Consider the following 22,776-nt stretch of genomic DNA (forward strand, 5'->3'; position numbering starts at 1 on the left):
TATTACTATTGCAAGCTTGAGTCCTCGATTTTAACTTCCAGTTCGATGCTAGTCGTATATCCGCTGTCAGCGCTCAGGCTGTGCGTCAGCGTTGTGATGATCCATTCCCCGGCATCTACCTGCTGTTTGAAGCCACTTACCTTCACCGGCATTTCCGTATATAGCTCTGCGCGTCCCTTCGCCAGCTGGATTGAGAACGTTGCTACACCACGCTGCAGGCGTTCCCACTGCATTTTGGCCGCCCGTTCGGCGTTGCCCCTGTTCGCGTAAGTGCGGCTCAATACCAGCACGTTTTCATCAGTGCCGATCAGATAATCTCCCTGCTTCGCCTCCGGTTCTTTCTTCTTCTTCGCCGTGGTTTTACGTCGCCTGCGCTTCACCTTCGCTACAGGCTTTTTTGCCGGTTCGCGGGTGTGGAGCCAGCTGGCGATCACGCCGGTATAGGCGTCGCGGTCCGCAAGGGTGAAGCGGTGGCTGTCTCCGTCCCTGCGCTGAAGGGTGATTACCGGCAGCGCTTTGCCGCTTGCTGTTTTACCCTGACCCTGGCGGATAAAAAGCAAACTACCGTCCTTGATGCAGGCCACTGCGCCGCACTGTTTAGCCAGGCGCATCAGAAAGCTGGCGTCTGATTCGTTGGTCTGATCAAGGTGGTCAATTTCTGCGGCGGCCATGTCTTCACCCATGGCCGCCTTTAGCTTATGGCGTCCGGCGAGGTCCCGGACAATTTCGCCTGCAGTGGTTTTGTGCCAGGACTTCTCCCGCTTCGTGTTCAGCGTCTGCCGGAAGTCCGCGCTGCGCGCCCTCAGCGTCAGCCGGTCAGGTGTGCCGCTGTGCTCGATTTCGTCAACCGTATAGCTGCCTTTCGGAAAAAGTGCCTCTCCCTGCCAGCCCAGCGACAGCGAGAGCACGACGCCCCGGCGCGGCAGCTGCAGCTGGCCGTCCGCGTCGTCCAGTTCAATGTCCAGCTGATCCGCCTCAAAGCCCCGGTTATCAGTGAGCGTCAGGCTCAGCAGGCGCTTTTCCAGCTTCTGCGTGATGTCTGCCCCGTCCATCGTCAGACGGAATGCGGGGGAATTCTGCTGGCCGTTAATCCACGGAGTTGTCATCATGAGAATAACCCTCCTGCTGCGGCGCTCACCCTCCCGGCAGCGGTAACTGCTGCGCCCTGCATGGCAGACAGCTGATCGCTGAGGCTGCCGAACATTTCCCCCAGTGATTCATCGGTGCGCTTCAGCGTCAGCGTAAATTCAATGCGGCGGCACACGCCGCTGCTGAAGAATTCCGCTTTGGTCTGACTCAGGCTTTCAATCACGAACATGCCGTAAATTGTCCCGCTGCCCTCAATAAGCGGCCACGCGCGGCCCAGCTCCGCAATCTGTTCCAGCGCAAACAGCGACAGCCTGCCGCCGGTAATCTCCGGCAGCAGCACGCCGGAAAGCGTCAGCGTGTCGTTGTCCGGGCCTAAGAACTGCAACGACGGCCTCACCCCAACGCGGTTGTTTGACGGAAAGCGCCAGCTGCGCTGATATTGCAGTTCCTGGTAGGGCACCGTCCTGAGCATGAAAACAAATAAGCCCAGCGTCATCATCATCCCTCAAATCCTCCTCTGTCACTGTAACTGCTGCGGGCGCGGGCCTGCGCCTGTCGCTCTTTTGCCTCAAGCCTGCGCATCACCTCATCAACCAGATCCTGCTGGCTCTGCCCCGGCTGCTGTACGATGGTGAAGGAGGCGTGAATCTGCGGCGCAGCTCCCTGTGTAGCGCTGCCACTCATGCGCGGTGTTTCCTGCCGGTACGCCTGAACCGGCAGGCTGAGCGGGTGCAGCGGCTTCGCCTCCGCTGTCGCTCCGGCACCGCCCAGCGTCAGCGCCGCCAGTGCTGCCAGCCGTGCGGTGCTTCGGCGGCTGGTCACGTTTGCCGGACCGCTGACCAGCTCCGGCCCGTTCTCACCGGCCACGCCGAACTGCCCGGACGGGATGAAGCCGCCGCTGTCGTACATGCCCGCAAATCCGGGGAACCCGCCCGGCGGCAGGGATACACCGCCACCCGTTTTTACAGTTGCCGGGCGCGGCAACTGCGGCCCGCCGGTCTTATCACCGCCCGGCTTAAGAAAGTCCGGCAGGTAGCCGGTCAGTGACGACAGCTTGTTTTTAATGGCGTCCCACTTTTGGCTGATACCCGCCATCAGTCCGTCAATCATCTGTGAACCGGCCTCCTGAAAACGCGCGGGCAGGGCCTTCGCGTCGGCGACAATCTCACCCCACTTAGTGCTGATGTAGGTGCGGATCGCAGTCCAGACGCTGCTGACCTTTGTGCTGATAGCGTCCCAGATAGCGGCAAGTTTCGGCCCCAGCGTGTCCCAGTTCTGCCAGATAAGCAGTGCCCCGGTGGCAATCAGCCCGATAACGGCCAGAATCGGGTTTGCCATCATCAGCCGTCCCAGCCACAGCACGCCGTTCCCCACGATCCCGATGGCACTTTTGATCAGCCCGAAGGAGCCGAATGCTTTAATACCTAACACGCTGAAGCTGAGCCTCAGCAGCGCAAGCGGTCCAAGCACTGCCGCCATGCCGATCATGAGCGTACCCAGCGCAATCACCACCACCGATACAACCGCCGCTGCCTTCACGAACGTGCCCGCCAGTTCCTTGTTGTTTTCCACCCAGCTGCGGGTCACACCGGTGACTTTCTTCACCATATCCATGATGTCCATCAGCGGCGTGCGCAGTGAATCGCCCAGGCCGCTCATGGTGTTGGATACGCCGGTTTTGGTCAGCATCCACTGTGCAGAAAGCGAGTCTTTATTGATGTCCGACTCTTTCTGCATCGAACCTTTTGCAGCATCTCCCTGTGTCAGTGCCAGCTGCCTGCGAAGCTCCGGCATGTTATTGACAAGCTTTGCCGCTGCAGGGCCGAACTCTTTGCCAAAGAGCATCGTCAGCGCGGGCACTCTCTTGCTGTCCGGCAGTTCTTTAACCTTTTCCAGAACGCGCATGATGGTGCCCATCGCATCCGTGGTCATCTGCTTTTCAATCTTTGCCGGGTCCAGTTTCAGCAGGTCCATGCCGTCCATAAACCGGTTGCTCTGCATCGTGGCTATAGACAGCTCGCGTACCATGGCATTAGCGGAACTGGCCGCAATCTCAGAGGTGGCGCCCAGCGTCAGGAATGTTGAACCCAGCGCCGCTACCTGTCGGAAGTTCATCCTGTCGGCCACGCCACCCATACGCTGTAGCACATCAATGATGTCCGCCCCTTTGGACATGGCGTTATCGTCCAGGTAGTTCAGCGCGTCGCCCAGCTGCTCGATATTGCGCGTGGGGATTTTGTACAGCTGCGCAATCTTGCCAAGCCCTTCGGCCAGCTCACCGGCGGGCAGCTCAAACGCGGTCGAGGCCTTCGCCGCCGTGGTGGCAAAGGCCATCAGGTCGCGTTTCTGGTCCTCATAGGAGTCGTTCTGGTTCGTCACGCCCATGCGCGCGCCGCCCTCAACCAGCGCGGCGTAGTCAATTGCGCCGTTTTCCATCGGCAGCTGCTCACTGGCGGCTTTGATGGCGGCCTGCATGTCATAGAACTGTTTTGTGCGGTTTCCTTTATAGTCGCGCAGTCCGTTAACCTGCTTTGCCACGCCCTTCATGGCGTCTTCCATTGCCGCTGATGCATGCACGGCAGCAGCAACCGGCGCAACCATCGCCAGCCCGGCGGCAGACGTTGCCGCTCCGGCACCGGCCACGCGATCGCGCACCTCAAGCGATCGGGAATATCGCTCACGTACCGCGCTCAGCTTTGCCTGCCGTTCTCCCAGCTTTTTAAGCGACTGCTGCTGCCGGTCAATGGCGGCGCGGGCCTCGTCAGACTGACTTTTAAGTTCGCGCTGTGCCTGGCTCAGTTTCTTCGTGTCGATACCGGCAGCGCCCAGCGCCTCACGCTGACGCTGCACCGACAGGCGCAGCCCGTTGTAAGTCTGCTGCAGCTGGCTGGCGCGGTTTTTTGCCTGCTCCAGCACGCGGGCCTGTGCAGCTGTGGGCCTGTTTGTTTCTGTAAACTGCACGGCCAGCCGCGCCGCTTCTTCGCGGGCGGCTTTAAGGTTATTGGCAGTGATGGCAAGCTGTGAGCGGGTCTTGCGGAAGCCGTCAATGCGCCCGGCCTGCGCGTCCAGCTCTTTAAGGGTGTTGCGGGTATCTCGCAGCGTACCAGCCAGCTCCCGTGTGCTGTCGCGGGCGCTGCGGAAGGGGCGCGTCAGCTTATCGACTGCGCCCAGCACGACCTGCAAACGCAGATTTTTATCACTCATCGCTGGCCCTGTGTCGCAGGATTGCTTTGTACCGCCACTCCAGAACTTCCGTCAGCGTCATGAACTCGGTAACGGAGGGCGGCCAGTGAAAGACGGTAGCGATATCCGCCACCAGATCGTCTACCGTCAGGCCGTCGCTAAATCCGACAGGACCGACTTCTTCAGCAAAAAAGTGACCAACTCTACAGACAGGCTCACCAGATCGGCGGGGTCCATTTCGTTGATTTCCGCCGTGGTCAGGGCCGGGGTTGTGATACGCGGCAGCACGGTGATCAGTGCGTTCACGTCCATGTCCAGCAGCGCCTGCAGGCGGGTGCCGCGCAGCGCACCGGACTGCGGCTTGCGCACGGTGACGGAGGTGATTTCGGTTTTGCCGCGCAGGATCGGGGTATCCAGCTCGACGACTTTTTCATTTGGAGCGGTTTTATCAGTCATGATGCTTTTCCGTTAAAAAGAGAGATAAGCGGCAGGCGCGCGGCCTGCCGGTGTGATTACAGGCCCAGCGCGTTGCGGTGCGCTTCCATCAGGTCCTTACCATCCACGATGTGGATCATGTTCACGATGTCGATCTCGTAAACCACTTCGCCGTTAATGGTCAGCTTTGCGTAGCTGTTGGTTGCGGACACTTTGGTGGTGCTGGATTCACCGGTTTTCCATTCGCCGGAGTCCAGCTCCTTATAGCGTCCGCGCGTGACCAGCTCTACCGCCTGCACTTCGCCGGTATCGTCGCGCTGAATGGAGCCGGTAAAGCGCAGCTGGATGCCGTCCACGGTTTCGGTGCCAAGCTGCTTAAACAGCAGCGCTTCAGTGCCGCCTACGGTGAACTCCGTATCCAGCGCACCGTCGTCCAGGCCCATGTCGATGTCCACCGCACCGGCCATGCCACCGCCGCGATATTTTTCGAACTTACGGGTGACTTTCGGCAGCGTCACGGACTCAACCAGCCCCTGCCAGTTGTTGCCTGCGTTGAACACGTTCAGGTGCTTGAGTTTGCGGGGTAATGCCATCTTTCAGTCTCCTTATGCGCTGACGCGGCTGCTGAAATCGACCAGGTACTGGTCAGTGATGCGCTGACGCAGCAGCAGGTTTTCCAGTGGCGGCACCGGCGTGTAGTCGTAATCGATCAGTAGCTTGCCTGCCTTGAGCGTGTCTTTATCGTTCACGCTCTCGTCCAGCCAGCAGTCCGCGCCAATCAGATAGCCCTGATTCACCAGGCTGCGCAGCTTCGCGCGGATGCTCTCGATGATGTCACGGGCCAGTGACGGGTTCAGCGCGCCGTCAACGGACCACATCTGCGCTTCAGCCATCGTGTCCATGAGCACCTGCGCCGTGCGGGTGTAACACTCAAACTGAAAGAGCGCGTCATCACTGAGGCAGCGGGAACCCCAGAAGCGGAAGCCGTCTTTGCGGATCAGCGTGGTCACGTCGTTCTGGTTCAGCAGGCCCGCATCAGTGGCCGGATCCTGCAGGTCCCAGAAGACGTCTTTAGAAATGCCGGTGACGCCGTTCACGCCCACGTTTGACAGGGATTTATGCCAGCCGGTCTGCTCGTCGATTTTGGCACGCAGGCCCAGCGCGCGGGCGGTGGCGTAGGCCGTTGCGTCCGCCTTCAGCGCGGTGTCAAAACTGATGAAGTCAGGCCAGATCAGCATCCCTTCGCGCTGGCTGAAGTTGCTGCGGTAGGCAATCGCCTCTTCAACGCTTTTGCAGCCATACGCGGACAGGTAGGCAAAGCCGCGCAGGCTCTGCGCCACGCTCAGCAGCTCGGTGGCGACGGCTTTTGTGTCGTGCCCCGGCACGCCCAGAATGCGGGGCTTTACGCCGCACACGGACTGCGCGGCCAGCAGCGCCTTCATGCCGGTGCGCTGGCCGTCCGTCACGCCGCCGATGATGTTAGCTGTGGTTTCCGCTTCAGTTTCGCCCTGCGGCACGCGCACAACGACGGTGACGGGTTTCGACTGGTCCGCGATGGCGTCCAGTGAACGGGCCAGCGTGCCGGACTCCCCGGCCTTGCCGCTGGCGGTGAGTACGTCGGTTAACAGCACCGGACGATTAAGCGGGAAGGTGGCCGCGTCGGCGTCGTCGCCGGTGCAGACCAGCCCGACAATCGCGGTGCTGACGGTGGTGATGGTTCGGGTGCCCTCGTTGATTTCCTCAACGCGCACGCCGTGGTGATAATCCTGTGCCATGTGGCGGTTCTCCTGTGAAGGGGTTCCGCTATGGTCTATGGTCCGCTATGACGGGGCACGCGCTGGCTGTTGTGCCATACCTGACACAACAGGCGCGCCGTTTTCACGCAGGGTTTTCTGTTCCGGGGCGGGGATATAGCGGTAAAGCGTCTTCACTGACACGTCCAGCACCAGTGACACCTGCAGCAGCGTTGCGCCCTGCGCCAGCATCCGCCGGGCACGCTCCACCGTTTCCGGCGTCATCTTCCGCCGCCTGCCGCCGATGCGCCCTTTATCACGCGCAGCGGCCAGCCCGGCACGGGTGCGCTCTACGATCAGCTCGCGTTCCATTTCCGCCAGGGCACCCATAACATGGAAGAAAAACCGGCCCATTGGCGTACTGGTATCAATGCTGTCGGTAAGACTGCGAAAATTTACGCCCCGTTCCCGCAGCTCTTCAGTCAGCATGACCAGATGGCGCATACTTCTGCCGAGCCGGTCCAGCTTCCACACAACCAGTGTGTCGCCCGCCTGCAGGCATCGCAGCGCCTTCTTCAGCCCCGGCCTGTCACTGGTTTTCCCGCTTATCCTGTCCTCGAAAATCAGCTCACAATCTGCGCTCTGCAGCGCAATCCGCTGTAAGTCCGTGTTCTGGTCATTTGTTGACACCCTGATGTAGCCAATCAGCACGCTGAGTTCTCCGCAAATGGCCGCAAGTGTGCCAGCGCGGCGCGGCGCAGGGCCAGGCGTTTGTTTCTCAAAAACCTCGGTTTAACAGAAAAGTTTTCCGGCAGGCTTTTGCGCACTGTAGTGATGACCGTTTCCGGCAATTACACGCCCGATCCGGCTGCTACAAAAGTGCGTGGTCAGATAGTCGGTGCCGGTGCCAGTGGAAGCAGCCCCGCTGCGGTTAATTCTGCCTCGTATACTGCTGCTGGCGGCGGCGGTGGCGGTGGCGGTTTTGTGGAGTTTGAAATTGATCTGACTAAAGCGAAGGTTGACAGTGTTCCTGTCACCATTGGTCTGGGCGGTGCAGCAGTAACCGGATCGGAAGGTATCAAAGGCGGCACTACATGGTTCGGTACCAAAATTTCTGCATCAGGTGGTAATACAGGCTCGTTAGCAACACGCCCGCGTGCTGATTATTCAAACACGGTCAGTTCACTAATGGTGATTCCCGGCCTGCCAGGTTTCGGAGAATTTAAAGAGACTGCGACCGGGTACAGGCTTATCCGTAAGGCTAACGGTAATTATGGCGGCTGGGGTTATCTGGGTACGCAGGGCCAGTTAGGCGGTTGCGGTGGTGCCAGCGCTCTGGCAGGCGAAACATCTGCAACGGGTAATAAAGGTAGCGGTGCGAACGGTGGTGATGCTGGTTATGGGGCCGGGGGAAGCGGAACCTGTAACCTTTATGACGAGACTAAACCGGATGCTGCAGTATACAGTGCCAAACCATCCGGCACAGGGGCTAATGGCGTTGCAATCTTTTACGAGTACGCATAATGAATAAACAATATTCAGTAATTAAAACAGGTGGTTACCTTGTTGAAAACACAATTGCCGCACCTTCTGGCTTTACAATCAAGGGCTGCTATTTGATAGAAATCGGTCAAGACAATGCCGCGCAGCCGGGGGCTTTTTATAATCCTGATGATGGCCGTTTTTATGGCGATGCGAAATATCAGACCGATTATAAAGAATTCAGACTGCCATAAAATTAGCCCGCGTATGCGGGCTTTGTTCACTGCGGCCTGACCGGCCATGTAATATCTGGAGCCTTACTGGTATCAATCCGGCTGAGTGCCACCCGGTAACGCTTCCATTCTGCCAGGCGGGCTATCTCAGCATCTGTTGCAATGCTGATATCGACCGCATCCTGAAGCGGCGCGATTGTCCGGTTTGCCACATCCATTTCAGCGCTAAGCCTGCTGCTGGCAATAAGTACTGCGTTATCAGCTTCTATAGCCGGGGCGCTAAACACGCCGTCACTGTAGCGATAATTTACATCGGGCTGTTCGGATAGCGCAGTAATATCCACCCATACCAGTGACGGATGATAGAGTTTTTCAGGCTTCACATTCAGCGAGACGATTTCAGCAACGCACTGATTTTCAATCCGGGCATAAGTTTTCATCAGCTGAACTCCTCAATGTAAATAATCCCGTTTGAACCATAATTGCCAATATATGGTGTTGAGCGAATATTACCGCCGCCGCCTGAACCAAATGTCGCCTGAGCACCTGACGTGGTTCCCTCTGCACTACGCGGGCCGCCTCCCCAATAGCTGACACCACCATCACCCGATCCGCCCCGGTAGGGGTTAGATGAGGCGCTGACCACGCCGGGCGCATCGCTGCCGTCTCCTCCCTGAATATTCAGATCGCCACCCACGGCCAGGCCGCCACCACCACCGGCATCACCGGCAGAGTTTCCACCGTTTGCGGCTGTCAGCTGACCGTTGAACGTGCTGCTGGTTGACGATTTTGTTTCATTACTGCCCTGACCAACAACACCCGCATAGGTTTTAGAATCATCAATGTCCAGCGTTGCGATCACCGTACCGCCAGCGCCACCGCCGCCACCGCGCGCGCGGTAGTTATCGCCCCAGCCCAGAAACCCATAACCGCGCCCGCCGCCACCGGTGACGATGATTCGGGCGCGTTTAGTACCGGGTGTAGGTTTGTAGCTGATAGCGCCCGGCGTGGTAAAAATCTGGCGGCCAATAAAACGCCCGGAAAACTTTTCTGTTAAACCGAGGTTTTTGAGAAGGTCAGCAACCAGCCCGGCGTCTTTGATTTCTGCCAGGGCGCTTGCGACCTGCAGATACTGGCTGTGTGGGTTTTTAGCATCGGTGTGAGTTTTCATTACGCTGTCAGCGTAGGCTTTCACCTCGATCACAGCATCATCAACATATTTACGCGTTGCCAGCACCACGGACGGGTCAATCTTAAGGGTTATGGCGTCGGTGCTGTTGATGATCAGAATCATGCGAACGGTCTGCGTGCGACCGCTGCCTTCCTGCAGCGCGGGCTTGTAAGTTTCCGGCGTGTTGCACACCGCAATCAGCGTGCCGTCGGCATCAAAGAGTCCCATTTCTCTGATCCAAAATCCTCCCGACGTTTCGGGGATCACCTGTTCGGCAATCATCTGGCTGGCGTTGGCTGGGTCAATGCTCAGCGTATTGATGGCGGCGCGGCGCACCTCGTTAACCAGCTTCGTCTGGCTGGCGTTCGGTGTCGGCAAGGTGCCGCCGCCGTCGCCCACGGCCATCTGCGTGATATTCAGTTTTGTACCGAGTGCAGCGGCGTTGGCAATCTTCGACGCGCCCAGGTTGGTTACGATTGCATAGTATTTTTGTGTCATGGTCCCACTTCCATCAGGTCAATAACGTGAACCGCCGCGCCGCCATAAACTGCGCCGCTGACGGAAATAATTTCCGGGGTATACGGATAAACGGTCAGGTCATCACCGTCATAGCTGGCCGCCGCTATAAGCGTTTCACCGCTGACCTGCAGGTTTATCGACATTCCCAGCAGGTGACGGCTGCAGGGTTTTGCATCGCTGATCAGCCGCTCAAGTTCCTGATAGGTTTCTTCGGTTATGCCCTGGTCCTGCACACCGATGTCCAGCCGGAACGTGCCGGGTGCTTCACCATTTTTCCACCACTCAACAACCCGGATCAGGAAGCCGAACGGCTCCACCACGCGACGGATGGCGCTGATAGTGCCCTTATGCTGATGGATGTAAAACGCATCGCTCACCACCTGCCGCTTGACGCTCTCCGCCCAGCTTTCGTCCCAGCGATCCACTGAAAACGCCCAGGCCAGATAAGGCAGAAAACTCACCGGACAGGTGGCCGGGTTCCACAGGTCGCGCAGCGGCACGTTCAGCCCGGAAATACCGCTACATGCCTGCGCTAAACGGCGCTCCAGCGCAGACGAACCGGGTGGCATCAGGCTGCTGTTGCTCATGTCACCCCCTGATCGCCCGCCACGGACACATCCGTGCCGGTGCAGTAACCCGCCTGCGTGCGGTCCATGATGATGTCCGCCGCCGGTTCGGTGATTTCCACCCAGTCCACACCGGCCACGCGCATCACCGCCCCGTAGGACTCTCGCCGCACGCTGCGCCCCAGCTTTTTCTGCTCGGTAAGATAACTCGCCAGCCTTGCGTTCGCCGCCTCAAGGCAGGGACCAGCGGCCACGCCGTCGAACAGGTGCAGCCTGGCCTTCACGCTGTAACTGCGGATGGCCGCGCCCTGAACCGTCACGCGGTCGGCTACCGGGCGCACACTGTCGGCGCTCAGCGCGGTGTTCACTGTGGTCAGCAAATCCTCCGACGCCGTGCCGTCACCTTCACGGCTCAGGACGGTGATCAGCACCGTCGCCGGTGACGGGCTGATCGCGGACACGTCCTGAACCCTGCCATCAGCGCTTTTTGCGTGAAACTCATATGCGCCCGTCGGTCCGGCCACGCTCAGCCCCTCAAACGCCTCCGGCACGCGCACGCGCAGCGCGTCGTCCGACTCCATCACCGCATCCACCGGCGGAACGGCGTCAGGATTCGCAGGCGTAATGGTCAGCCGCTTCACGTTATTGCGGGCGGCCTGCTGGTCCAGATCGCTGCCGATGGCGTAGGCCACCATTACCGCCTGCGCCGCCTCATTGATGCGCTGGCGCAACAGGATTTCGCGGTAGGTGTTTTCCTGCAGGCTTTTCACAATCGGCTCAGACTCCAGCGCCAGCACGCGGCGCATAGCGGCCTGTTCATCCGCCGGATAAAGTGCAACCAGCGCCTCTTTGCGATCAGCCAGCAGCGATTCAAAGTCCGGCACCTCAATAATCTGCGGTGCGGGCAGCTGGGACAGGTCAATTACCGCCACTTTTCACCCCCGTTGGTACAGACATAGCAACCGGCGAACCGTCATCCCGCTGGCCGGTCAGCTCAACCACCATAGAGCCGTCAAAGTCGCTGGTAAGGTTTACAGTGCTCAGCCTCACGCGAGGTTCCCAGCGGCTGATGGCGACATACACCGCCGCCATGACCTGCAGGCGGATCACGTCGTTCTGTGGCTGGTCAATCAGCACCGACAGCAGCGAACCGTAATCACGCCGGGCGATGCGGCTGCCTTCCGGGGTGATCAGGATGTCGCGCACGCTCTGCCGGATGTGATCGATATCGGTAATGGCTTTGCCGTTATCACGGTTCATGCCGAGATACATCACTGCGGGCCTCCTGACATATCGCCGCCACTCTTTACTTTGTTGTGTAAATGCTTATCAGCAATTACACCGTTAGAACTCATTGAACCGCCGCCGTGGGTCACATCACCGTTCATCGTGGTGTCACCGTTAATCCGTGTCTGGCTGGCCTCTATCCCCAGCGCATCGGTGATCAGCTGAATGCCGTCTGCCGCTTCAATGCGCACGCTTTTGATGTTTTTTATTAGCAGTTGGCCGGTTTCCGGCTCGTACTGAAACCAGCCGCCATCCTTAAACACGGTGGTGGTGCCGTCTTCCGAGTAGTCGGGCGGCGGAAAGGCTTCGGAATAAACGGCGGGTAGCGCAAAGGCAGTTTCAAGATTGCCGCCCAGGCTCAGCAGCACAACCTGTTCCCCCACGGTAGGTTGCCACCATGTGCGTGTATTACCGGCGCGCAGGGTGAGCCAGTTGATCCAGTTGGTTTCGAGGTCGCCCGTTTTCACCCGGCACAGCCAGTTCACCGGGTCCACTTCGGACACAATGCCGGTGCGGATCAGATTGGTGATAAGGCGCATGATTTCTGACAGTTGTGAGTTCATAGCGCTAGTATTAACATCATCATGATTTTATCTATTGATAACGATTGTGTGAGCTGTGAGACAATCAAGAAGGAACTTAATGTAATGAATGAGCATGTAAGAAACTACTTGAAGTATTATATTGAAATGAATCAGAAACCTAAGTTTGCGGTAGTTATAAACGGTGAGTGGGGTTCAGGGAAAACATGGCTTGTTGATGATATTTTAAAACCATACGACAAGAAAGAATATGCCATAATTAAAGTGAGTTTATATGGCCTAACTAACACAGGCCAAATAGATACTGAAATATACAAGAAAGTTCATCCTGTTTTATCTGGTAAAGGGATGTTGATTGCTGGGGCTCTGTCAAAAGCATTACTTAAAGGTACGTTAAAAATAGATTTCAATAGCGATCAGAAAGATGATGCATCTATGAGCCTTGGCATCCCGGAAATAAATTTTGAGAAACTATCAAAGAAACCAGAAGACACCATTTTAATATTTGATGACTTTGAACGATGCGAAATATCTTGGGAGCAATTTTTTGGTTACGTCAATCACTTTACTGAGGAAAGTGGTTGCAAAGCAATAATTATAACCAATGAGGAAAGCGAGAAAATTAAAAAAGATATAAGCAGCTATTTGACATCTAAAGAAAAAGTTGTAGGGCAGACATTGAAAGTAAAAGCCGATACTAATTCTGCGCTTTTAAGCTTTGCTGGCAATCATTCTACACCTTTATTTAAAGGCTTTATGCAGAGCAAGGGCTCTATATTATTGAGCACCATAGATATAGCCAAGTCTAATAACTTAAGACTGCTTAGGAAGTTCATTTTAGACTTTGAAAAGCTTTACAATGCCATCCCTTCAGATATTAGAAAGAATGACACTATAATGGAAAGGCTACTTGCAACTTACTTTATATTCTATTTCGAAAAAACATCTAACCATATTAATTTATTCGATGTGGAAAATATTTCGGATAACCTTATCAAGCGAAACGACGGTGCATTCAAAGCTTTGTATGAAAAATATTCCTTTAATACGTTCGGTGATTTAATTCTAAGCGACCCCACTTGGAATGAAATAATTAATAATGGCAATGTTGTGGGTAAAACAATAGAAGAGGAAATTAATTTCCGCTTAACTTCTATGAGTTCTCAAGAGGCAAACTGGGTTAAGCTCTGGGAATTTACCGTGTTAAAGGATGATGAATTTGCAAGATTGTACAAGCAAGTATTTTCAGAATTAGAGTCTTTGTCTTTCACTAATATTAATATTGTCAAACATATAGTTGGTATGATGGAACACTTTAATAAAATAGCACTTATTGATGCCGATATGAATAAAGTTTTAGCCTTATCTAAGAAATGCATTGATAAGATGGTTGAATCAGGAGGTGTGGAGTATGAAGACCACGCGCACCCTCAATATCGTTACAATGAGTCTTGGGGAGGGCTTGGCTTCTTTGAACGAGATAGCTTGGCTTTTAAGGATATTTGCAACTATGTAAAACTTGTTCAGCAGAAAGCTTTAGAAGCTGAACTCGTGAACGCATCTAAAAAGCTAGTTGAATTTATTAGAAATGATGACAAGGATTATTTCCTTCTTCTTAATTACAACGATCGTGGAATAAAATCTTACCATGATAAACCAATGCTGGCGTTTATTGACTGCGATGAATTAACGAAAGCTTTTCTAGCTTGTAGAAGTAAAAGTACGATAAGCTATGCTTTTAAAGAAAGATATGCTTACCAGCATTCTTCTAAAGAGTTAATATCTGAAATACCTGTATTTTCATCATTTGTAAAAAACATTAAGAAAATAGCAGATGAAAAATCAATGCCTTTATTATCCTATAATATTAAAGATAGTCTCGAAAGATATTTAGAGCCTTCTCTTTCACAACTCAAGCAGCTAGCTGACATCCCGACGTGAATTTTTTGAATGCGCTGTTTAGTTTAGCCAGCGCATCAGGGTTTCGCGCATTAAATTTTCAACCTCGCCATTAACGCCCAGCAGCGGACGTTCCGCATATTTCACCATCGGGCCGCGACGGCTTACCCGGTCCCGCAGGCCGTAGTGGTGAACGCGGGCCAGCTTCTGCACCCCCGGAATAAAGGCAACTTCAGCGGCGTCTGCATTCGCATGCGCCTTCAGGTATTTCGCCGTTTTCAGCTTCGCAAACATGCCGCGACGGATGCGGCCCTTTTTGCTGCGGGCACTGACGCGGCGCGGCTCCCATGCGGTGCCGTCCGGGCAATGCTGCGCGGTGATGTTCGCCTGCTGAATTCGTCGCACGTCGCGCGCCACCTCGCGCAGCATCTTTTTCCGGGCCGCCGGTTCCAGCTGTGACAACAGCGCCGCCAGCCAGGCATCCACTTCATGCAGTTCAGCCACGTTTCACCGCCCAGAATTCCTCCGGCACGTCCGGCTCCGGCACTGCCTCAATGTGTGCCTTCCCGTCCTCAATAGTCGCTATCACGCGCTCGGTCAGCTTCAGGTACATGCTGATATCGCAGCGGTCATTCCCCAGAATATCCACCTCAAAAGCAAACAGCCTTTCGCGCGCCTCACTGTTCTGCAGCGCATCGGGCTGGTTTTCCTGCAGCCACAAAAGCACCGGGGCCATCAGCAGATTCTGGTCGCCGGTGAAGTCGGTGATCACCACGTTCAGGGTGTAGCGATACTCCCACGACAGGGACGCGGCGGACGTGGCGACCAGCTGGCCGCTGTCCACGAACAGGTGCAGGCGGTCCGGGTTTTCGGCCACGTAAGGGACCGACTTATTCAGGGCGCTGCGTAAGGACTGCGGCTTGTTCATCGTCTTTTTCCTGACAGCTGATGATGATATCGACCTTACCGGCACACGCCGCCCAGGCGGCCTCCGTCTCGTCCAGCAGGGTCAGAAGGTCGCCGTTAGTGCGCGGCGCTGCCGGGTCCAGCTGGCAGCGGGTGATTTTCGGACAGCCACTCACGGTAAGATTCACCTCCTGCGAGGGCCGGTCGCTGGCGCAGCCGGACAAAAGGATCAGGCAAAGCGGTATCGCTCCAGCGGCGAAGGTCTTCATTTTCACGTTTTAGTTCCTCAATCTTTCGCTGCCGGTCGCGCAGCAGCTGGCTGTTGCGTTCAGCGGCGGCGTAAAGCTGCGTCTGCGCCTGGCTGCTTGTCTGCGTCAGGATGTTCAGGGCAATCAGCTGGCTGTTTTTCTGGCTCAGCTTTTTTCGCTGAGTTTCAATGACTGCCTCATGCGCGTGAATCTTCTGATAGGCGTTGTGCAGGTTCCACGACTGCCAAAACACAATTCCCAGAAAAAAAAGAACCATCACGATGATGTTCTTCATGTGCTCAGACTCCCTTAAGGCACCATGCCAGTTCACGTCCGCGCCGGTTATCCAGCCCCTGATTAAATACGCCTTTCACGTACACCCAGCGCGGCAGCTGATAACACGCCTCGCGCCATTTACCCTTTTTCAGCAGCGCCACCATCGCTGAGCCGCACACGTTGCCGGTTCCGACGTTGAACGCCAGCGACACCAGCGCGTCATAAACCTGCTGCGGCATGGAAACCGCCACGCAGCGCGCCAGTGCCGCCTCAGTGCGTAACACGTTGGTGATGAAATTCCCCGCCGCCTGCCGTTCCGTGATGGACTTACCCGGCACCACGCCGGACGTGTTACCAATGCCGTCGGTCCACTTTCCCGCGCTGCACTGGTACGGCTGCAGGCGGCAGCCCTCATAGTCGGCAATCAGCCTCAGCCCCTCCACGGAGGTGTGAAGCAGCTGAAAGCCGGGCATCGTGGCGGCCAGCGCCAGCACCACGCCCACGGCGCAGCGTTTAACGGTCTGCAGATTCATATTCACTCCGCGTAATGCGCCCGCTTGCCAGGAGCTGGTAGGTTTTGTGTTTGTAGTACCAGCTGATTAGCGCCATCAGCAGGCCGATAAGCACACCGGCCACGGTAGACATGTCCTTCAGGTCCATGCCGCCCAGCCACGCCATCACCACCGCAATGCACCAGGTTAAAAAGGTGCTGATTTTTTCCCACATGATTCAGTCCCAAAGCTGGATGGCCTGCACGGTGGCCGTCGCTGTCACGTCCGGCAACTCCACCTCCAGTCCGTGCGGTAAGAGGGGGCCGTGCTCCGCCAGCCCCGGATTTGCCTGCAGCACCTGTTCCGTCATGCCCTGCGTGCGCCCGTAGTGACGCCAGCAGAGTACGTCCACCGTGTCATACTGCTGCGCACGTACTTTCATCAGATAAGCTCCACGGTGCAGTGCGGCATGTCCTGCACGCGGCTGATGGCCCAGCGCGCATCGCGCCAGAGATCGCCGCTGGCATCATTCAGTTCTTCGCCGCGCTTCACGGCGGAGGCGGTGGCGTCAAAGTCCTGATAGCGCTCGTTCAGCACCGCGCGCGTCCAGCACCACACCGCATTTTCATAATGATGCAGCCGCACACTCACACCGGCCAGACGCTCCGCCGGAACGTCGGCCAGGCCGTTATGACCGGCCAGCTCCTGCCGCTCACGCCACGGGTAAAGCTCCGTGTTAACCTCCGCCATCGCGGTCAGTACCACCTGACGCAGACGCTCTGGCGTCACGGTGCCGTCAACGCGCATGACGCTGCGGAACTTCGCCAGATCAACGTCGGGCCAGAATGAATTGTTGGGGATGATGTCCGGCGTTCCCGTCGCCTTCTGTGGCGCGATAAATTCCATTGCTCTGTTACTCCTGAATAGGTGGGCGGTGGACGGGGTTTTGATGCGGCGCTGCCTGTCGCCACCCCGTGCCGCCCCGCGCGTGGGCACGTCCGGTTATCAGCTGGCGTTACGGATTTTCCGCTCCAGCTGCTCAATGTCTTTTTTAACGCCGCATTTCTCGTCCAGCTGCAGGGCGCGCTTCAGATGGTTCAGCGCGGACGCCGGGCTGCTTTCCGTCAGCACCCACCCAATGGACTTGTGCAGACGGGCGCGTGACTGATCGGGCATGTCGTGCGCGTCCACAACTTCCAGCGCCTCCAGCAGCAGGGCCGGATCAAACGGCGTCTGCGCCAGAATGGCGGCCTTTGCCGCGTCGGCAATTTCTTCGGCCAGCACCGTCGCCGTGGTGCGTTGTCCCAGCGGCATCGCCCAGCCGTGCTTCAGTGCGTGGCGGCCAATCGCCAGCGCACCGGCATAGTCACCGGCGTCAACGCGCCACAGCATCACGTACATCAGCACGTCGTCCTGCTGCGCGCCGTCCGCGCTCAGCACGCCCTCAGCCCAGGCGGCGTACTTCGGCAGCACCTCCACCTTGATTTCAGCTTTTCGGACGTTGGACTGAATGCCCTTGAGGCGGCGGCGGTCTTCGTTCAGCTGCAGCAGCATCAGGTCATAGCCCTTTGTGCTGCGGCCACTGCCGCCCGACCGGGCGGCCTCCTGTGCCTGAATAAAGCGCGTATGCGCGCGGAAGGGGTTAGTCACGGGTTACGCTCCGTCTTTGCTGCCATCACCGGCATCACCGGTCTGCGTGGTGTCCGCGCTGGCGGCTGAACTGCCCGCGCCGGTCATTGTCTTGACCACGCTGGCCGCCACGGCGGCGATGCGTGCAATTTCCGCTTCGCTCATTTCGCCCGGCTCTTTTTCCGGCTCCTGCTCCAGCAGCTCGATGTTTTCCACCAGGCAGGTGCAGTCGTAGTCCTCGACCACGTAAGCCTCGTTGACCGACTCAAGGTTTTCGATGCGGTCACGTTTCGGGTTGTCGATGATCGAGCGGCGGCGCGTTTCTTCCTGCCAGTAGATAGACAGGTTATCCAGGCGGGTGATCAGCAGCGCATTCGCCGGGAAGTACGGCGCACGGACTGCCTGCAGGCCGCCGATGCGCTTCTGGCTGATGATCAGATCAGCGGCCAGTGCTTCGGTGTTGGGCTGGCTCTGATTGACCAGCGGGAAATACTTATCAGCCAGCAGCTGGCGTCCGCAGATAACCACCAGTTCGGTGTCGTCCTGATACTGCACGCCGATTTTTTCCGATACCGCACCCATCACCACCGCGTCCAGGTTACGGAACAGGCCATTTTTACCCACGGTGATTTTGTCCGACACCACCTTGCCGTCGTCACCGATGTGCTGACCCAGCACCTGCGACGGTTTTTCCTGGCGGATTTTCTCCAGCCAGCCGATATTCACATCCTGCAGCAGCGGGTTCTGTACGCGGTTAGAGGTTTTCTCACGCTTCAGGCCGTTGAAGCCGATCATGATGCGGTCCAGCGCCTGACGCTTCACGATGGCATCACGGATGCGCACCTGGAAATCGCTGAACTTCGCCCACATGTCCAGCTTTGAATAAGGCAGCGCCGTGTCAAAGTTGGTCTGGGTACATTTGTATCCATCGCCGTCGATGTAGGTCGGATCGGTAGGCTCGCGCTCTTTCTGGGTGGTATCGGTGGTGCCCGCAATGGTGGTGCCGATCCCCAGCCCCAGCCGTTCGCCGTTCTGCTCACTGACCGGCATGATGTTGATGGCCTGCAGAAACGCGGACGATTCCTGAATTTTGCTTTCCAGCGTCTGCGACACGGACGGCTCAATGGTGAATTTGCTGTTCAGCGCGGACAGGTCAATCTTGTTGATTTCTGCCAGCACCGACATATAAGCATTCAGCTTAAAACGGGTAGTATTTTTCATCGTTTCGCTTTCTCTGTTCGTTAAAGGTTTGCCGCCGCTGTATCAGCAGTCGGTGCGCACTTCGCCGCCGCTGCCGTTACCCTGCGTGCGCGGGCGGACCTGCTGACGGCCATCTTCCCGGCTCAGCTGCTGCTGCAGTTCGGTGAAGTCCGCCTGCAGCTGTTCGCGCTTCAGCACTTCCTCACCCAGCGCACTGCTGAAATGTGATTTCAGGCTGTCGGCCTGTTCGCTCAGTGCCGTTTCAATGCGCGTGCTCAGGTCCTGCTGCTCCGTGGCAATCAGCTCAACGGCCTGGTGCACGTCGCTGAAGCGGTCCGCGTCGGTCTGCTGCTGTTTGCTGAACATCGCCTTGATGCGGGTAAACAGGGCGGGCTTTACGTCGGCCACGTCCTCAAACTCAATCAGGGTTTCTTCAGCGGCAGAGAAAACGTTGTCAGGATGCTGCTTGCGGTTTGCCAGCGGGTTCGCCCCGGCGCTGGCGCTGAACTGCAGCATTTCCGTGCCGAGGCTGGCCGGATCGTCTGTCACGGCCAGGCCAATCAGGTAAGCCGCGCCGGTGTCCGCGAACTCCGGGCGGATCTCCATAGAGGTGAAGATTTTCTGCATGGTGCCGGTCAGCGTGACCAGCTCGTCAGTCGGGTTGATCAGGGCATACAGCCCCAGCCTGCCTTTCAGCGGGCCGTCGCTGATTTCTTCTGCGTCCAGTGCTTCCACTACGCCAAAGCGGCGAAACGGACTGTCAGGCGTATAGCCCTTGATGTGCTCCATGTTGATCACGGCGGTGTACAGCTCAGGGCTGTAATTTGCCGCCATCTGCTCAAGCCAGCTGCGCTCGATGGTGCGCCCGTCCGTGGTGGCACCTTCCACCCCGATACGAAAACGCTTTGCTTTCTTTGCCATTGTCCAGGCTCCGGTAAGTAAAACTCTGTGAGGCCCTATGGTTGCGGCGGCAGGGGTATCGAAACAACGCGCGGACGTTGTGCGGGAAACCACACAATGAGGGATGGCGGAAAAGGAAGCGGCGGGGCCGTATTTTGACTGCATGAACATGACACCCGCCCCCGACGACCTCGATCCCCGCAGGCAGGCTTTACTGCTGTACTTTCAGGGATACCGCATCGCCCGCATTGCTGAAATGCTGGGAGAGAAACCCGCAACCGTTCACAGCTGGAAGAAGCGCGACAGGTGGGGCGACTATGGCCCGCTGGATCAGATGCAGCTGACCACCGCCGCACGCTACTGCCAGCTCATCATGAAGGAGCAGAAGGAAGGGAAAGACTTTAAGGAAATCGACCTGCTGGCGCGCCAGTCAGAGCGTCACGCCCGGATCGGTAAATTCAGCAACGGCGGCAATGAAGCGGATCTTAATCCGAACGTGGAGAACCGGAACAAAGGCCCGCGTAAGCCACCTGAAAAGAACCTGTTCAGCGACGAGCAGATTGAGAAGCTGCAGGAGGTTTTCCACGGCTCGATGTTCGGCTATCAGCGCCAGTGGTGGGAAGCCGGAAATAAATATTCGGTCCGCAACCTGCTGAAGTCGCGCCAGATCGGGGCGACCTTCTTTTTTGCCCGCGAGGCGCTGATCGATGCGCTGACCACCGGGCGCAACCAGATTTTTCTTTCGGCCAGCAAGGCGCAGGCGCACGTTTTCAAACAGTACATCATCGAATTTGCCCGCGAGGTGGACGTAGACCTGAAGGGCGACCCGATGACGCTGAGTAACGGCGCGTGCCTGTATTTCTTAGGCACCAACGCCCGCACCGCGCAGAGCTATCACGGCAATCTGTACCTGGATGAATATTTCTGGATCCCGAAGTTTCAGGAACTGCAGAAAGTGGCGTCCGGCATGGCGCTGCACAAGAAGTGGCGCGAAACCTACTTTTCCACGCCTTCCAGCCTCACGCACAGCGCCTATCCGTTCTGGTCCGGTTCACAGTTCAACAAGGGCCGGGTCAAAGCGGACCGGGTTGATATTGACCTCAGCCATCAGTCAGTGGCCGCCGGTCGCCTCTGCGAAGACGGCCAGTTTCGCCAGATTGTCACGGTGGAAGATGCGGTGCGCGGCGGCTGTGACCTGTTTGACCTTGAGCAGCTGCGCACGCGCTACAGCCCGGAGGATTACCAGAACCTGCTGATGTGCGTCTTTATGGACGATCTGGCATCGGTGTTTCAGCTGGCCATGCTGCAGAAGTGCATGGTGGACAGCTGGGAAGTCTGGACCGACTTTGAGGCGCTGGCACTGCGGCCGTTCGGCTGGAAAGAGGTATGGATCGGCTATGACCCGGCGAAGGGAACGCAGAACGGCGACAGTGCCGGATGTGTGGTCATGGCACCGCCTGCCGCGCCGGGCGGTAAGTTCCGCATCCTTGAGCGCCACCAGTGGCGCGGGATGGACTTCCGGGCGCAGGCTGACGCCATCAGGACGCTGACGCAGCAGTATAACGTTACCTATATCGGCATCGACTCCACCGGCGTCGGGCTGGGCGTGTATGAAAACGTCAAAGCGTTTTTCCCGCAGGTGAAGGAGTTTGTTTATAACCCGAACGTGAAAAATGCCCTGGTGCTGAAGGCTTACGACACCATCGCCAGCGGGCGGCTGGAGTTTGACGCCAGCCACCTCGACATCGCGCAGTCCTTCATGTCTATCCGCAAGGCCACCACGGCCAGCGGCAACCGTCCGACCTATGAAACCAGCCGCAGCGAAGAAGTCAGCCACGGCGATTTAGCCTGGGCGACCATGCACGCGCTGGCAAACGAGCCGCTGCAGGGACAGGCGGCACACACGCAGAACATTGTGGAGATTTATTAATGAGCAAACGCAGGAACCGCACCCGCACGCAGCCCGTGCCGCAGCCGGAAAACATGACCAGCGGGGCAGCGTCGGAGGCGTTCACCTTTGGCGACCCAATCCCGGTGCTGGACCGCCGCGAACTGCTGGACTACGTGGAGTGCGTAATCAATGATCGCTGGTATGAACCGCCTGTAAGCGTTGACGGGCTGGCGCGCACGTTCCGCGCCGCCGTGCATCACAGCTCACCCATCAGCGTAAAGTGCAATATTCTGGCGAGTACCTTTATCCCGCATCCGCTACTGAGTCAGCAGGCGTTCAGCCGCTTTGCGCTGGATTACCTGATTTTCGGCAATGCCTACCTGGAGAAGCGGACCAGCCGCCTCGGTAACGCGCTGAAGCTGGAGCCGTCGCTGGCAAAGTTCACCCGGCGCGGCTTCGACCTGGACACGTACTGGTATGCGCACTATGGCATTAACACGGAGCCGTATGAGTTTGCGAAGGGCAGCGTGTTTCACCTGATGGAGCCGGACATCAATCAGGAGATTTATGGTCTGCCGGGCTACCTGTCTGCCATCCCGTCGGCGCTGCTGAATGAGTCGGCTACGCTGTTCCGCCGTAAGTATTACCTTAACGGCAGCCATGCGGGTTTCATCATGTACATGACCGACCCTGCGCAGAGTCAGCAGGACGTGGACAATATCCGCGGCGCCATGAAAAGCGCAAAGGGCCCTGGCAACTTCCGCAACCTGTTTATGTACAGCCCGAACGGGAAAAAGGACGGCATCCAGATAATCCCGCTGTCTGAGGTAGCGGCGAAGGATGAATTCCTGAACATCAAAAACGTTAGCCGCGACGACATGCTGGCCGTGCATCGCGTTCCGCCGCAGCTGATGGGGATAATCCCGAACAACACAGGTGGGTTTGGTGATATTGAGAAAGCAAGTCTTGTATTCGTGCGAAATGAACTAATGCCGCTACAAAAAAGATTTGAAGAACTCAACCATTGGTTAGGTGAGGAAATCATTAAATTTGAAAGCTATAATCTCTCTTAAAATTAATTTATGAAAGAACTATT

Annotated in this window: 30 protein-coding genes; 5 read left to right on the forward strand and 25 right to left on the reverse strand. The window is 57.1% G+C overall.

Annotation, left to right across the window (positions count from 1 at the left end; translation table 11 throughout):
- Positions 1-5: 5 nt before the first annotated feature.
- From ACR8BF_RS04500 to ACR8BF_RS04535, 8 genes are read right to left on the reverse strand one after another with little or no spacing between them, the layout of a single operon-like run.
- Positions 6-1,109, reverse strand: a complete 1,104-nt coding sequence (locus ACR8BF_RS04500; RefSeq protein ID WP_434745601.1) for a phage late control D family protein — start codon at positions 1,107-1,109, stop codon at positions 6-8.
- On the reverse strand, positions 1,106-1,591 hold the full coding sequence (locus ACR8BF_RS04505; protein ID WP_434745602.1) for a phage tail protein: 486 nt from the start codon (positions 1,589-1,591) through the stop codon (positions 1,106-1,108). Before ACR8BF_RS04505 ends, ACR8BF_RS04500 begins: the two co-directional genes overlap by 4 nt.
- Positions 1,588-4,293, reverse strand: a complete 2,706-nt coding sequence (locus ACR8BF_RS04510; RefSeq protein WP_434745603.1) for a phage tail tape measure protein — start codon at positions 4,291-4,293, stop codon at positions 1,588-1,590. The genes ACR8BF_RS04505 and ACR8BF_RS04510 overlap by 4 nt, the downstream gene beginning before the upstream one ends.
- On the reverse strand, positions 4,286-4,405 hold the full coding sequence (locus tag ACR8BF_RS04515) for a GpE family phage tail protein (protein ID WP_434745604.1): 120 nt from the start codon (positions 4,403-4,405) through the stop codon (positions 4,286-4,288). The genes ACR8BF_RS04510 and ACR8BF_RS04515 overlap by 8 nt, the downstream gene beginning before the upstream one ends.
- Before the next feature lie 14 nt (positions 4,406-4,419).
- Positions 4,420-4,728 (reverse strand): phage tail assembly protein, encoded by a 309-nt coding sequence (locus tag ACR8BF_RS04520; RefSeq protein WP_434745605.1) that lies wholly within the window; start codon positions 4,726-4,728, stop codon positions 4,420-4,422.
- A 56-nt stretch (positions 4,729-4,784) separates the two neighbouring features.
- Positions 4,785-5,300 carry a phage major tail tube protein gene (locus ACR8BF_RS04525; protein WP_009086863.1) on the reverse strand — a complete coding sequence of 172 codons (516 nt, stop codon included), beginning with the start codon at positions 5,298-5,300 and terminating at the stop codon, positions 4,785-4,787.
- 12 nt (positions 5,301-5,312) lie between these two features.
- Positions 5,313-6,482 (reverse strand): phage tail sheath protein, encoded by a 1,170-nt coding sequence (locus ACR8BF_RS04530; RefSeq protein WP_434745606.1) that lies wholly within the window; start codon positions 6,480-6,482, stop codon positions 5,313-5,315.
- 45 nt (positions 6,483-6,527) lie between these two features.
- Positions 6,528-7,151 (reverse strand): recombinase family protein, encoded by a 624-nt coding sequence (locus ACR8BF_RS04535; RefSeq protein ID WP_434745607.1) that lies wholly within the window; start codon positions 7,149-7,151, stop codon positions 6,528-6,530.
- 60 nt (positions 7,152-7,211) lie between these two features.
- Between ACR8BF_RS04535 and ACR8BF_RS04540 the strand changes: the two genes are divergently transcribed.
- The gene (locus ACR8BF_RS04540) at positions 7,212-7,964 is read left to right on the forward strand and encodes a hypothetical protein (protein WP_434745608.1); all 753 of its coding nucleotides are present in this window, start codon (positions 7,212-7,214) and stop codon (positions 7,962-7,964) included.
- Entirely contained in the window at positions 7,964-8,176 is a 213-nt protein-coding gene (locus tag ACR8BF_RS04545) for a hypothetical protein (RefSeq protein WP_434745609.1), read from the forward strand. Before ACR8BF_RS04540 ends, ACR8BF_RS04545 begins: the two co-directional genes overlap by 1 nt.
- Before the next feature lie 26 nt (positions 8,177-8,202).
- On the opposite strand, the gene ACR8BF_RS04550 is transcribed toward ACR8BF_RS04545, so the two are convergent.
- Genes ACR8BF_RS04550 through ACR8BF_RS04575 form a run of 6 tightly spaced genes read right to left on the reverse strand, consistent with a single transcriptional unit; the run spans position 8,203 to position 12,261 of the window.
- The gene (locus ACR8BF_RS04550; RefSeq protein WP_191942342.1) at positions 8,203-8,595 is read right to left on the reverse strand and encodes a tail fiber assembly protein; all 393 of its coding nucleotides are present in this window, start codon (positions 8,593-8,595) and stop codon (positions 8,203-8,205) included.
- On the reverse strand, positions 8,595-9,824 hold the full coding sequence (locus ACR8BF_RS04555; RefSeq protein ID WP_434745610.1) for a phage tail protein: 1,230 nt from the start codon (positions 9,822-9,824) through the stop codon (positions 8,595-8,597). The genes ACR8BF_RS04550 and ACR8BF_RS04555 overlap by 1 nt, the downstream gene beginning before the upstream one ends.
- Positions 9,821-10,432, reverse strand: coding sequence for a phage tail protein I (locus ACR8BF_RS04560; protein WP_292987917.1), 612 nt, complete (start codon positions 10,430-10,432; stop codon positions 9,821-9,823). Before ACR8BF_RS04560 ends, ACR8BF_RS04555 begins: the two co-directional genes overlap by 4 nt.
- The gene (locus tag ACR8BF_RS04565) at positions 10,429-11,343 is read right to left on the reverse strand and encodes a baseplate J/gp47 family protein (RefSeq protein ID WP_434745611.1); all 915 of its coding nucleotides are present in this window, start codon (positions 11,341-11,343) and stop codon (positions 10,429-10,431) included. Before ACR8BF_RS04565 ends, ACR8BF_RS04560 begins: the two co-directional genes overlap by 4 nt.
- The gene (locus tag ACR8BF_RS04570; RefSeq protein ID WP_111534581.1) at positions 11,330-11,683 is read right to left on the reverse strand and encodes a GPW/gp25 family protein; all 354 of its coding nucleotides are present in this window, start codon (positions 11,681-11,683) and stop codon (positions 11,330-11,332) included. The genes ACR8BF_RS04565 and ACR8BF_RS04570 overlap by 14 nt, the downstream gene beginning before the upstream one ends.
- Positions 11,683-12,261, reverse strand: a complete 579-nt coding sequence (locus ACR8BF_RS04575) for a phage baseplate assembly protein V (protein WP_434745612.1) — start codon at positions 12,259-12,261, stop codon at positions 11,683-11,685. The genes ACR8BF_RS04570 and ACR8BF_RS04575 overlap by 1 nt, the downstream gene beginning before the upstream one ends.
- 84 nt (positions 12,262-12,345) lie before the next feature.
- Here ACR8BF_RS04575 and ACR8BF_RS04580 point away from each other — a divergent pair, with 84 nt between their 5' ends.
- A complete protein-coding gene (locus ACR8BF_RS04580; RefSeq protein WP_434745613.1) occupies positions 12,346-14,181 on the forward strand; it encodes a P-loop NTPase fold protein in 1,836 nt (611 codons plus the stop codon).
- 18 nt (positions 14,182-14,199) lie between these two features.
- On the opposite strand, the gene ACR8BF_RS04585 is transcribed toward ACR8BF_RS04580, so the two are convergent.
- The 11 genes from ACR8BF_RS04585 to ACR8BF_RS04635 form a co-directional block, all read right to left on the reverse strand.
- Positions 14,200-14,643 (reverse strand): phage virion morphogenesis protein, encoded by a 444-nt coding sequence (locus ACR8BF_RS04585; RefSeq protein WP_434745614.1) that lies wholly within the window; start codon positions 14,641-14,643, stop codon positions 14,200-14,202.
- Positions 14,636-15,067: a phage tail protein gene (locus ACR8BF_RS04590; protein WP_434745615.1), complete on the reverse strand. Its 432-nt coding sequence runs from the start codon at positions 15,065-15,067 to the stop codon at positions 14,636-14,638. Before ACR8BF_RS04590 ends, ACR8BF_RS04585 begins: the two co-directional genes overlap by 8 nt.
- Positions 15,030-15,269 (reverse strand): Rz1-like lysis system protein LysC, encoded by a 240-nt coding sequence (gene lysC, locus ACR8BF_RS04595; protein ID WP_346549450.1) that lies wholly within the window; start codon positions 15,267-15,269, stop codon positions 15,030-15,032. The genes ACR8BF_RS04590 and lysC overlap by 38 nt, the downstream gene beginning before the upstream one ends.
- Positions 15,163-15,588, reverse strand: coding sequence for an Rz-like lysis system protein LysB (lysB, locus tag ACR8BF_RS04600; protein ID WP_434745616.1), 426 nt, complete (start codon positions 15,586-15,588; stop codon positions 15,163-15,165). The genes lysC and lysB overlap by 107 nt, the downstream gene beginning before the upstream one ends.
- Before the next feature lie 4 nt (positions 15,589-15,592).
- Positions 15,593-16,102 (reverse strand): lysozyme, encoded by a 510-nt coding sequence (locus tag ACR8BF_RS04605; RefSeq protein ID WP_434745617.1) that lies wholly within the window; start codon positions 16,100-16,102, stop codon positions 15,593-15,595.
- Positions 16,083-16,295: an HP1 family phage holin gene (locus ACR8BF_RS04610; RefSeq protein ID WP_191942352.1), complete on the reverse strand. Its 213-nt coding sequence runs from the start codon at positions 16,293-16,295 to the stop codon at positions 16,083-16,085. Before ACR8BF_RS04610 ends, ACR8BF_RS04605 begins: the two co-directional genes overlap by 20 nt.
- A 3-nt stretch (positions 16,296-16,298) precedes the next feature.
- On the reverse strand, positions 16,299-16,502 hold the full coding sequence (locus ACR8BF_RS04615; protein ID WP_434745618.1) for a tail protein X: 204 nt from the start codon (positions 16,500-16,502) through the stop codon (positions 16,299-16,301).
- Positions 16,502-16,966 carry a head completion/stabilization protein gene (locus tag ACR8BF_RS04620; protein WP_434745619.1) on the reverse strand — a complete coding sequence of 155 codons (465 nt, stop codon included), beginning with the start codon at positions 16,964-16,966 and terminating at the stop codon, positions 16,502-16,504. The genes ACR8BF_RS04615 and ACR8BF_RS04620 overlap by 1 nt, the downstream gene beginning before the upstream one ends.
- A 99-nt stretch (positions 16,967-17,065) precedes the next feature.
- Positions 17,066-17,710 (reverse strand): phage terminase small subunit, encoded by a 645-nt coding sequence (gpM, locus tag ACR8BF_RS04625; protein WP_434745620.1) that lies wholly within the window; start codon positions 17,708-17,710, stop codon positions 17,066-17,068.
- 3 nt (positions 17,711-17,713) lie between these two features.
- Positions 17,714-18,910 carry a phage major capsid protein, P2 family gene (locus ACR8BF_RS04630; protein WP_434745621.1) on the reverse strand — a complete coding sequence of 399 codons (1,197 nt, stop codon included), beginning with the start codon at positions 18,908-18,910 and terminating at the stop codon, positions 17,714-17,716.
- Positions 18,911-18,952: 42 nt separating this feature from the next.
- Positions 18,953-19,810, reverse strand: a complete 858-nt coding sequence (locus ACR8BF_RS04635; protein ID WP_434745622.1) for a GPO family capsid scaffolding protein — start codon at positions 19,808-19,810, stop codon at positions 18,953-18,955.
- Positions 19,811-19,952: 142 nt separating this feature from the next.
- On the opposite strand from ACR8BF_RS04635, the gene ACR8BF_RS04640 reads away from it, so the two are divergent.
- Together ACR8BF_RS04640 and ACR8BF_RS04645 are read left to right on the forward strand one after the other, a co-directional pair.
- Positions 19,953-21,719: a terminase ATPase subunit family protein gene (locus tag ACR8BF_RS04640; RefSeq protein WP_434745914.1), complete on the forward strand. Its 1,767-nt coding sequence runs from the start codon at positions 19,953-19,955 to the stop codon at positions 21,717-21,719.
- Positions 21,719-22,753 carry a phage portal protein gene (locus ACR8BF_RS04645; protein WP_434745623.1) on the forward strand — a complete coding sequence of 345 codons (1,035 nt, stop codon included), beginning with the start codon at positions 21,719-21,721 and terminating at the stop codon, positions 22,751-22,753. The genes ACR8BF_RS04640 and ACR8BF_RS04645 overlap by 1 nt, the downstream gene beginning before the upstream one ends.
- Positions 22,754-22,776: the final 23 nt, after the last annotated feature.

Origin of the sequence: Candidatus Pantoea rara, assembly GCF_051136265.1 — a bacterium.
GTDB classification, from domain to species: domain Bacteria; phylum Pseudomonadota; class Gammaproteobacteria; order Enterobacterales; family Enterobacteriaceae; genus Pantoea; species Pantoea rara.

What these genes read in the sequence shown, in the direction of transcription:
- ACR8BF_RS04645 (WP_434745623.1), top strand. Translation starts at nt 21,719, where the DNA reads ATGAGCAAACGCAGGAACCGCACCCGCACGCAGCCCGTGCCGCAGCCG.
- ACR8BF_RS04630 (WP_434745621.1), bottom strand. Translation starts at nt 18,910, where the DNA reads ATGAAAAATACTACCCGTTTTAAGCTGAATGCTTATATGTCGGTGCTG.
- ACR8BF_RS04615 (WP_434745618.1), bottom strand. Translation starts at nt 16,502, where the DNA reads ATGAAAGTACGTGCGCAGCAGTATGACACGGTGGACGTACTCTGCTGG.
- ACR8BF_RS04640 (WP_434745914.1), top strand. Translation starts at nt 19,953, where the DNA reads ATGAACATGACACCCGCCCCCGACGACCTCGATCCCCGCAGGCAGGCT.
- ACR8BF_RS04510 (WP_434745603.1), bottom strand. Translation starts at nt 4,293, where the DNA reads ATGAGTGATAAAAATCTGCGTTTGCAGGTCGTGCTGGGCGCAGTCGAT.
- ACR8BF_RS04520 (WP_434745605.1), bottom strand. Translation starts at nt 4,728, where the DNA reads ATGACTGATAAAACCGCTCCAAATGAAAAAGTCGTCGAGCTGGATACC.
- ACR8BF_RS04505 (WP_434745602.1), bottom strand. Translation starts at nt 1,591, where the DNA reads ATGATGATGACGCTGGGCTTATTTGTTTTCATGCTCAGGACGGTGCCC.
- ACR8BF_RS04555 (WP_434745610.1), bottom strand. Translation starts at nt 9,824, where the DNA reads ATGACACAAAAATACTATGCAATCGTAACCAACCTGGGCGCGTCGAAG.
- ACR8BF_RS04605 (WP_434745617.1), bottom strand. Translation starts at nt 16,102, where the DNA reads ATGAATCTGCAGACCGTTAAACGCTGCGCCGTGGGCGTGGTGCTGGCG.
- ACR8BF_RS04545 (WP_434745609.1), top strand. Translation starts at nt 7,964, where the DNA reads ATGAATAAACAATATTCAGTAATTAAAACAGGTGGTTACCTTGTTGAA.
- ACR8BF_RS04525 (WP_009086863.1), bottom strand. Translation starts at nt 5,300, where the DNA reads ATGGCATTACCCCGCAAACTCAAGCACCTGAACGTGTTCAACGCAGGC.
- ACR8BF_RS04580 (WP_434745613.1), top strand. Translation starts at nt 12,346, where the DNA reads ATGAATGAGCATGTAAGAAACTACTTGAAGTATTATATTGAAATGAAT.
- ACR8BF_RS04620 (WP_434745619.1), bottom strand. Translation starts at nt 16,966, where the DNA reads ATGGAATTTATCGCGCCACAGAAGGCGACGGGAACGCCGGACATCATC.
- ACR8BF_RS04575 (WP_434745612.1), bottom strand. Translation starts at nt 12,261, where the DNA reads ATGAACTCACAACTGTCAGAAATCATGCGCCTTATCACCAATCTGATC.
- ACR8BF_RS04530 (WP_434745606.1), bottom strand. Translation starts at nt 6,482, where the DNA reads ATGGCACAGGATTATCACCACGGCGTGCGCGTTGAGGAAATCAACGAG.
- ACR8BF_RS04635 (WP_434745622.1), bottom strand. Translation starts at nt 19,810, where the DNA reads ATGGCAAAGAAAGCAAAGCGTTTTCGTATCGGGGTGGAAGGTGCCACC.
- ACR8BF_RS04560 (WP_292987917.1), bottom strand. Translation starts at nt 10,432, where the DNA reads ATGAGCAACAGCAGCCTGATGCCACCCGGTTCGTCTGCGCTGGAGCGC.
- ACR8BF_RS04500 (WP_434745601.1), bottom strand. Translation starts at nt 1,109, where the DNA reads ATGATGACAACTCCGTGGATTAACGGCCAGCAGAATTCCCCCGCATTC.
- ACR8BF_RS04610 (WP_191942352.1), bottom strand. Translation starts at nt 16,295, where the DNA reads ATGTGGGAAAAAATCAGCACCTTTTTAACCTGGTGCATTGCGGTGGTG.
- ACR8BF_RS04570 (WP_111534581.1), bottom strand. Translation starts at nt 11,683, where the DNA reads ATGTATCTCGGCATGAACCGTGATAACGGCAAAGCCATTACCGATATC.
- ACR8BF_RS04550 (WP_191942342.1), bottom strand. Translation starts at nt 8,595, where the DNA reads ATGAAAACTTATGCCCGGATTGAAAATCAGTGCGTTGCTGAAATCGTC.
- lysB (WP_434745616.1), bottom strand. Translation starts at nt 15,588, where the DNA reads ATGAAGAACATCATCGTGATGGTTCTTTTTTTTCTGGGAATTGTGTTT.
- ACR8BF_RS04590 (WP_434745615.1), bottom strand. Translation starts at nt 15,067, where the DNA reads ATGAACAAGCCGCAGTCCTTACGCAGCGCCCTGAATAAGTCGGTCCCT.